This is a genomic window from Natronorubrum halalkaliphilum (assembly GCF_009834785.1).
GTDB classification, from domain to species: domain Archaea; phylum Halobacteriota; class Halobacteria; order Halobacteriales; family Natrialbaceae; genus Natronorubrum; species Natronorubrum halalkaliphilum.
The window spans coordinates 61,025-69,241 of record NZ_WUYX01000026.1 but is presented as its reverse complement, the minus strand read 5'-3'; the positions used below and the strand labels follow the sequence as shown (position 1 = coordinate 69,241).

General features: G+C 50.3%; 3 protein-coding genes and 5 pseudogenes. 4 read left to right on the top strand and 4 right to left on the bottom strand.

All coding sequences use genetic code 11. The features are described from left to right. Positions 1–187: 187 nt before the first annotated feature. Positions 188–893: pseudogene (locus tag GS429_RS07330) on the bottom strand (IS4 family transposase); the annotation flags it as partial. Further along, positions 893–1,440 (bottom strand): annotated as a pseudogene (locus GS429_RS07325) (IS110 family transposase); the annotation flags it as partial. The pseudogenes GS429_RS07330 and GS429_RS07325, both read right to left, overlap by 1 nt. A gap of 145 nt (positions 1,441–1,585) precedes the next feature. Here GS429_RS07325 and GS429_RS07320 point away from each other — a divergent pair. Next, the gene (locus GS429_RS07320) at positions 1,586–3,175 is read left to right on the top strand and encodes a transposase (protein ID WP_160064123.1); all 1,590 of its coding nucleotides are present in this window, start codon (positions 1,586–1,588) and stop codon (positions 3,173–3,175) included. A 204-nt stretch (positions 3,176–3,379) separates the two neighbouring features. Here GS429_RS07320 and GS429_RS07315 read toward each other — a convergent pair. After that, positions 3,380–4,448 (bottom strand): annotated as a pseudogene (locus GS429_RS07315) (IS630 family transposase). A 414-nt stretch (positions 4,449–4,862) separates the two neighbouring features. Between GS429_RS07315 and GS429_RS07310 the strand changes: the two are divergent. After that, positions 4,863–5,801: a UDP-glucuronic acid decarboxylase family protein gene (locus GS429_RS07310; protein WP_160064121.1), complete on the top strand. Its 939-nt coding sequence runs from the start codon at positions 4,863–4,865 to the stop codon at positions 5,799–5,801. A gap of 9 nt (positions 5,802–5,810) precedes the next feature. Then, positions 5,811–7,031, top strand: a complete 1,221-nt coding sequence (locus GS429_RS07305; RefSeq protein WP_160064119.1) for a glycosyltransferase family 61 protein — start codon at positions 5,811–5,813, stop codon at positions 7,029–7,031. A gap of 118 nt (positions 7,032–7,149) precedes the next feature. Here the strand turns inward: GS429_RS07305 and GS429_RS22640 are convergent. Further along, positions 7,150–7,928: pseudogene (locus GS429_RS22640) on the bottom strand (hypothetical protein); the annotation flags it as partial. A gap of 94 nt (positions 7,929–8,022) precedes the next feature. On the opposite strand from GS429_RS22640, the pseudogene GS429_RS22130 reads away from it, so the two are divergent. Further along, positions 8,023–8,217, top strand: a pseudogene (locus tag GS429_RS22130) (ISH6 family transposase); the annotation flags it as partial.

Below are 8,217 nucleotides of genomic sequence, written 5' to 3'. Positions count from 1 at the left end.
ATTTCCATAGACAGAATCGAATTCCTCGGCTTCATCCTTCTAAGCTAGTGATATCGGCGGATTAGATCGCTATTCAACAGAGCAATTGAGAGAAGTATTGGGAACGGTGTACGGAGTAGTATCACTACAGACACCACTTGTCGGCAGATGGAGTAAGGCCATTCCCAGAACTTAGCTAATTCATTATGCGGACACCGACGACGCGAAACTCAACAGTGGCTCGTGACCGCTTCTCACCGTATTGCCGGCGCTTGAACTCGAACTCACCAGTCACATCGATGTGCTTGCGCGTGAGCTTTGAGAGCTGGTCTTGGAGATGAATTCCGTCGCTCGCCGACGATTCGTGGGTTAGCGTTCGTTTTCAGCCGACTCACGAAGTAACCGCCGTTTTTATCGATCAACGCGAACCGACGGTAGCTGTAGAATCCGAGATCGAACAGAAACAGCCGCCCACGCAGCCAGTTTCCGGTACGGAACTGGCTGCTTTCGTGGGTTCGTTCGTCGGTGAGCTTGAACCGCGCGAGCGTTTGCTTGGTCACGTTGTAGACGAGATACAGCTGTGCTCCGGATTGATCTTCGTGAGTCGCTGGAAACGCTGTCAGAAGCCGATGCAACCCGAACACGGTTGCATCGGCGATCATCGTGTCACGGAACTGTGTGAGTTGCGGTGCGATAGTGTGCGGAACCGCGACCTCCTCGATCGCATGCGCGAGGAGGTCGTTCAGTAGATCACGGAGTTCCGGCGTAAATCGGTCGTAGAAGCTGGAGCGAGCCACGGTTTGGTTGGTTACAGTCTGATAGGCTCGCTGAAACGCAGCGATAGAGCGGGTTTCGCCATCCACGGCGAAACCCAAGATGAGCGACCAGACGAGCATCGTGATGTCGATCGTCCGAGCACCTGAATGAGTTCCAGATACGACTCCAGCAACGCATCCCATGGGGCCGGGAGCGAGAGTTCCGCCAGGAATTCTCGTCCCCCCACACTCAACGGCTTCACCTCCCGGGTGATGCCATGGTCACTCAACAAGCCATGGATCTTGTTCGCGTACTCGGTCCGATTCTCAACGAGCTTCTGGCGCCCGCGCACAAGTGCGCAGGCTTGCCGAACCTCATCGGCTGGAACGTAGCTTTCAGGGATCGATCCTAACCGAACCATCCGAGCGAGTTGTTTCGCGTCGACGCGGTCAGTTTTCTTGTCCGAGTCGGAGATTAACTTCAATTCGCCTGGATTGGCGACAGTCACATCCAGATACGCTGAAAGTGTATCATGGATGTGGTAGTAATTGCTGGTCGCTTCAGGCGCGGCTTTGGACCCAGCGTACTGCTGGGCAAAGTTGTCGAGGTTCGCGTTTTTGAGGCGAACCTCTTCGACGACCTCACCGTTTTCGTCCAATACAGCGATTTGCGAGTACCGTCATGTACGTCGATTCCGATGAACATTGGGTTCACCTCGGGACGCTGGTGCGTGAAACAGAAATTCACCTATACGGGCTTTCCCGACTGTCGCCAGAATCAGGTCGTCGGAACGACAGATTGTGTGCATGAGGCGTGCGACTAACTCGGGCTGACCGATGAGTACGAAAGGATGTCACAGAAGACATCCGAGTTCGAGCCGGCTATCAGACGGTTCGAACGCCAGGCCGCCGAATCGATCCATGAAGACACGGACCTCCTGACGGTGGTCCGTGCGTTTGACTTCAACGAGGTCCCAGTCTACAAAGCTAACGAACCCGAGTGGACCGCTCGCTACGACTATGAACCGATGGTACGAGCGTTCTACTGCAAGGAACTCGCTGGCTTGACGACGAAAGAACTTCACGAGTATCTCGCCGACGCCGAGCGTGCGGGCACGCTCGGCTTCGATCCCGACCACTTCGCACCAGACAAGACTGCACCGGGTCGGACCACGCTTGGTCGTGCGTGGCGCACCCGGTTTTCCGACCAGCTCAAGACGTTCGTCCAAACGTCTGCTGAGCGTATCCTCGGGGTTGCCCACGAGATGGGTAACCCACTCGGGATGCGTGCGCTCGAACCTGAGGACAAGAGCGACCTCTCTAACCGCTCGGAACAGCGCTACGTCACAGGAAAAGCAAAGGACGTCACAGAGGCTCTCTGTCAGATCGTATTTCCGGCGATTGATCTCGAGAGACCGGCTGACGGAACGCGGTATGACGATACCGCGTTCCTCGATCTCCAGAGCTACCTCGGGTTGACTGGGACTGCTGCCAACCAAGGGAGCCGCATCTTTGACGAGGAAACAACTCGTGAGAACGGTGGTCCTGACAGCGACACGCACCTCCACTACATCAAGCAACTCGAGGCGATTGGGACGATGATATGGGCTGCTGAGCGATACTACTCAATCGATCGCCACGTCGATGTGGCGATCGATATCACCTATATCGCCTACTACGGTGATCGTGACGAGTTCCAGATGAGTACAGGTTCGCCACCGAGCAAATCCTACTCGTGGTGTTACAAAATGGCGACCGTGTCGATCGTCGGAGAGGAAGTGAAGTTCACGCTCGGGATGCGGCCGCTGCGCGGATACATCCCTCGGAGAGTTCTCGTCGAGCAACTTCTCGAAATTGCGAGCGACCATGTTTCGATTGGAACGGTCTACGCCGACGCCGAATTCGACGGCGTCGGCGTGATCCACGCCGTCGAAGAGGCAGGTTTCTCCTATTTCATCCGGAAATCATCGGATGACCCGGTCAAGCGGTTTGTACGGGACATGGACCACGACATCAGCGTGAAGCAGGACCACGAGATGGAAGGAACGGTGCCAGGAGGGACAGCGACGGTCACCCCGACGTTGGTCGGGGTTCCCTCGACCCGCAAGGAAGATGAAACGGTGACGTTTGTCACGAATTTGGCGGTGAGCGACGCGACAAAGAAAGCACGGGGGCGTACCCGCCGCGTGATGCGGCGGTACGCCCGCCGATGGGGAATAGAGAACAGTTACAAGTCGATCAAGGATTTTCTCGCGTGGACGACCTCCCGGAACACTGCGGTGCGAGTGTTCTATTTCGGGTTTGCGGTGATCCTCTACGATATGTGGCTGCTGGTTGACCTGCTGGTGCAGGTCAGCCTTGAGATTGACCAGCGGCTGAAACCACGCGTGCCTCCGCGGACGTTTCTGAATACTGTCCGCAAGAAGGTACCCGTGACGTAGGCGTTCCGCCGCGGCGGAACGCCGACTCATGAGAGATATCTTTGTTCAACCAGCCTATTTTCGGCTAGAGTATAACAGGAGAGAATAATAAGGAGCTTTGAGTTGTGAGTTGAACAGGTATTCCCAAATTTTCGCTTCAGTTGCCGCTGTAGTTAATCAACGTACATCGCTCGCTGATGCACCTTCCGAATACCTGGATAATGATCAAGAAAACTTTTGAAAATCGAGGAACTTCTCACACCAGTCTTTTGCAAAACTGATTCGCTGTGTCACTTGATCGAACACGTCCTTGACGAGTTCGTGGAACTCGTCTTCGTCCTCAACGATGATCGGTACCATCGTCCACTTGAGGTATTTTCAGACCTGCTCGATCGGGTTGAGATGCGGTGATCCTGACGGAAGGAACACGAGATCTATGCCAAGTTGATGCGCGCGCTTGCGCGTGTATTCACAAACGTGTGAGCCGTGCTTGTCCAAGACGAGCAGAATCCGCTTGCCGGGATTCTGCTCGCGTACCGCTTCTAACGCCTCGCAAATCTGTTCTTTCTCCCCGGTTTCTTTCCACTGAACTGTACTTTCTCCGTTCAGTGCGTAGAATCCAACCGCTGAGTCCTCTGTCTTGACTAACGGTCGTTCCACGTGAGGGTTGTCTACGTACCAGACACGGCGTGAATTATCGTAGGCTGTGGTTGTGACGCATCGAAAAACCCGATAACAGTTCCACCATCTGTACAGACATCTTCGTCGACAACCCATCCTTCTTCGTCGTCTCCTTCGCGTTTGTTGTGTGGACTGTCGTCCTCGTCGAGAATCTCGTCTGGATTCTCCGGCCGATATGGACGCTTGAGACGAGGTTTTGCATAGGATAAGCCCAGCTCACGGAGAAACTTTCCGAGGTAATCCGGATGGTATTCAACATCGAATTCCTCCTTGAGGAGATGCTGAATCTCCTGCGATTTCCATGGCTGGCCGTCTCGAAGCATCTCAACCAACTGTTCCTGTTCGTCTTCGTCGAGTTTCGGGGGCCGACCGCCCCCGAAACTCGGCATCAATCCGTCAAGTCCATCTTCGTTCCAGGCGTCCGCCCAGCGCCTCCCGGTTGCTGCGGACCTGCCCTCACGGTCGGCAGCTTCTGAAACCGAATTGCCGTAATAGAGATTCTTTAGGAAGCCCAGCCGCTCTTTTCGGCGATCGTTTTTGGCTTCACAAAGGAGTTCGTCGATTTTCCTTCTGGAAGATGATACGCAATCTCTTTTCGGCGATCTCCACTCATTACCTTGTTATCGAACGTGACCGACAAAGGTTTTCTCGCTCATTAGAGCGGCAGTCGGGCTGTACTGCCCAGACTCGGCTTCCTACGCACTCCGACCAGTCAACACCACGTGCTCTCGGGCACGGAATAACGCTCAGTCTCTTGCGTCCCATACTTGTTTCACGCTCTCGTGGGCTATAGCAGAATTTCCATCGAGTCAGCACGACTTTCGAGGCAATATTGCTCTCCACGTACAACTAAATCATCTTCTTGTAATTGTTATACTGTCTACAGTAGGATAGTACCATCGGTTTCATGGGGGTATCCTCATGTTCGATATTTTAAACATGAAACCACCCTGTGGACTCTTCTAAATGTAACTCAGTACTTATCCAACACGGCAGATTGATGTGTATACAGGTACGTTCAACAGATATGTCCAACAGAATATTAGTAACGGGCGGTGCCGGTTTTCTGGGGAGTCACCTTTGTGAATATCTATTAGCAGAAGGTAATGAAGTCATTTGTCTTGATAATTTTGGAAGTGGACACCGAGATAATATGGCACAATTCGCGGATCATCCCTCCTTCACAATTAGTGACCGGAACGTTCGAATTCCAGGATCTCTTCCTTCGGTAGATCAAATTTATCATCTCGCATCCCGAGCTTCACCAGCGGATTTCACAGATTTCCCGGTCAACATTGCGTTAGCGAATACGCAGGGTACCCGCCGGTTGCTAGATCATGCTCGAGCATGCGATGCACGGATGGTTTTTGCCAGTACGAGTGAAGTATATGGTGATCCAAAGGTCCATCCACAACCAGAAACCTATACAGGTAACGTGAATATTCGAGGGATTCGAGGTTGCTACGATGAATCTAAGCGATTTGGTGAAACCTTAACTGTTGCATATAAGAGAAAATACAATATTGATGCCAGAACAATTCGAATATTTAACACATATGGGCCCCGGATGCGACCAAATGATGGGAGAGTTGTGCCAACATTCGTTACTCAAGCACTTCAAGGAGACGATCTTACAATCTATGGTGATGGTGAACAGACTCGAAGTTTCTGTTATGTGGATGATCTTGTAGAGGGGCTAACTTCATTAATGCGTATTAACGATCCAGAACACTATGTTTACAACATTGGGAACGAAAATGAGCGAACAATCAAGGAACTAGCACATGAAGTTCTCGATCTAACTAAGACCAACTCTAATATATCCTATGAACCACTTCCCCAAGATGATCCCAGTCAGCGCAGGCCAGACATTACACGTGCCAAGACGGAATTGGACTGGGAACCTAAAGTCCCATTACGTGATGGCCTAAAGCAAACAATCTCCTACTTTGAATCTGTAGTTTAAGGTGGTAATATGACTACATTACCTCTACAAAAAGCTCTGGGAATACTACAGGAAGATGGGGTAGAACAATTTTTGCGGCGATCGATTAGGTATACTTCTCTTCGCTTTTCAAATATTGCCGCCTGGAAGTGGTTTGTAGATGCTGCATTTGCACCAAGTAATAATGAATTAGAGAAAAGATCGGATGTTCGTTGGGAAATTAAACCATCCAAGAAACCCAATATATCTTATGGGAGTGAACGTAATTCGGGGGTCCCAAAGCTGTTAGAACAGGCTGAAAAAGAAATTGTAACTTCCCCCAGACACATACTTGAGTTTAATAATGTCAACCTATTCGGCCAGTATCTTTTCGGAAATACTGGATGGACCTTTTTCGATATAGCTCATATCGGTAACTCACGGCCCAATCTGTTGGCCTCAATACATCCTCCTCAGGATTTTATATTTTCTAAAATAGGCGAATATCAGCAATTGCAATATGGATTCGTAATTGGAGGAGGTAGAAGCAGTTTCGCAAAGTGGTTTTACGAACAACTTCCCAAACTATATTGGTATGAAATGTATTGTAAAAAAGCAGACAGTAACCCTGCTTTGATTGTTTCTGGAGAATTAACTAAGTGGCAAATACGCTCCCTAGAGTTAGTAGGTTATTCCCCAAACGATTATTATCAACACCAACGCAAAGAAATACTTAGTGTTTCTCGGTTATTAGTTCCTCCCCATCCCTTGCACACACGAGGCGGACCATTTCATGTTTGTCCGACAGCGCTCCAATGGGTACGCGATACTATTCTTTCCAATCTACCATCAATCTCGAAGGATTCCCACGATAAGATCTATGTATCGAGAGCAGATGCAAACCGTAGACAGGTGATTAACGAAAAAGAGGTGGTTTCGCTGCTCAAAGAATACGAAGTCAAGTCGTTTGAACCTGGAAGACTCTCATTTGATGAACAGGTTCGACTATTTTCAGATGCAAAAATGATTATTGGGCCTCATGGAGCAGGGCTCACAAATATGATTTATGCAGACAACACCAAGGTATTAGAATTACTAACCGAAGAAGCTGGTGAGCATTTCTGTGTACTTGCAAACGAATGTGGCCATTCGTATGAGTTCCTACAATGTGACCCGATAAATAGAAAGAATAGAAAAAAAAGGCATAGGGACATGAGGGTAGACTTGACAGAATTAGAGAAAAGATTGGAATCATTCCAGAATAATGGCTAATGGTTTCTAACTCGTTTTAATCCATAGTTATTTATTATAACAAGACCGTGACCCAGCGGTGCCAAGGACGGATGATGACAATTACGGTATTACCTCAACGTATATTATACTGTTGAGGTTACCTTCTTGAATAGCTGCTGAATGATAGTTTCGGCTCACAAAGCTTTTCGATGTTGATGATGTCGAACATAGGTATTTCCAGAACTGGCGATGCCATTTCAGCGCTCGCACGGCATCGACGAGCGAACGTTACATTGTCGAGTACGAAATTTCGGCCATCCAGCGCTGAGAGTTGTCCGAATAAGCGTGGTCAGCCTTGTTTAGACGCTTCAGTAATCGGCTCTCACGCTTTGTTCTCCACGTGTCAAACTGGACCGTGAGGTACACATCACTGGGTTCTGGTTGGACCAAAAGGCTCCTGACTCGTCCATTCGGGAGCGTCTAAACAAGGCCAGCGTGGTCCATTCGTGAGTGACCTCGACCTCGATCGGCGCACAAGGTCAGTGGTTCGACACCGAGACCATAGAACTTATACTTGGTATGATAGTTCTAGGAGTCTTTGTCAGCAGTCACAGAAAGCAGGTCATCCGCGTTCCGGTGAAGGCCTGTGGCCCTGTCTTCGTGTCGTATTTCACTGGACCAACATATGAACGTCAAGAACTGTAAGACTCTACATCCGTCAGTGACCTCGCTTTCAATTCTGTTCACTATTTCCGGAATACTGACAGTAGTACGAATAAGCAGCTCGTTGGTCAAAGTAAATACTGTCGAGAACCAGGTGTCCAGATTGCGGGTGTGCTGCGCTGAAATGCGCAGCAACGTCCGCTGAACCCACATTTTCAGCCGATCAAATGACTTGTAGACAGTGCTGTAGTCCGGTAACTCGTCCCGGTCGAGGCCAAATACATTGGTCGTGTCCCAAAGTCGTCTAGAGTCGTAACTGACTCCTGTGGAAACAGGGTCACCTCTGGTACCTACCCCGAAGTGACCCATGCACGCCACAATCGACGCGCAATTCACAGTTAGTCTCGACCCAGACAAAACCCTACCGCTTGCCACGCTCGCTGAATCTCTTACCGAGATTCAGCTCGAGGCCACTATCCTCGAGGAGATCGTCAGAAGCCTCGACGAGCGCCTCGTCGAGGCGTATTGCGGGGAGAAACACGCGCGCGGAAACGGCGACCGC

Coding starts and splice junctions, on each gene's coding strand:
- GS429_RS07320 (WP_160064123.1), top strand. CDS start 1,586: ATGTCACAGAAGACATCCGAGTTCGAGCCGGCTATCAGACGGTTCGAA.
- GS429_RS07310 (WP_160064121.1), top strand. CDS start 4,863: ATGTCCAACAGAATATTAGTAACGGGCGGTGCCGGTTTTCTGGGGAGT.
- GS429_RS07305 (WP_160064119.1), top strand. CDS start 5,811: ATGACTACATTACCTCTACAAAAAGCTCTGGGAATACTACAGGAAGAT.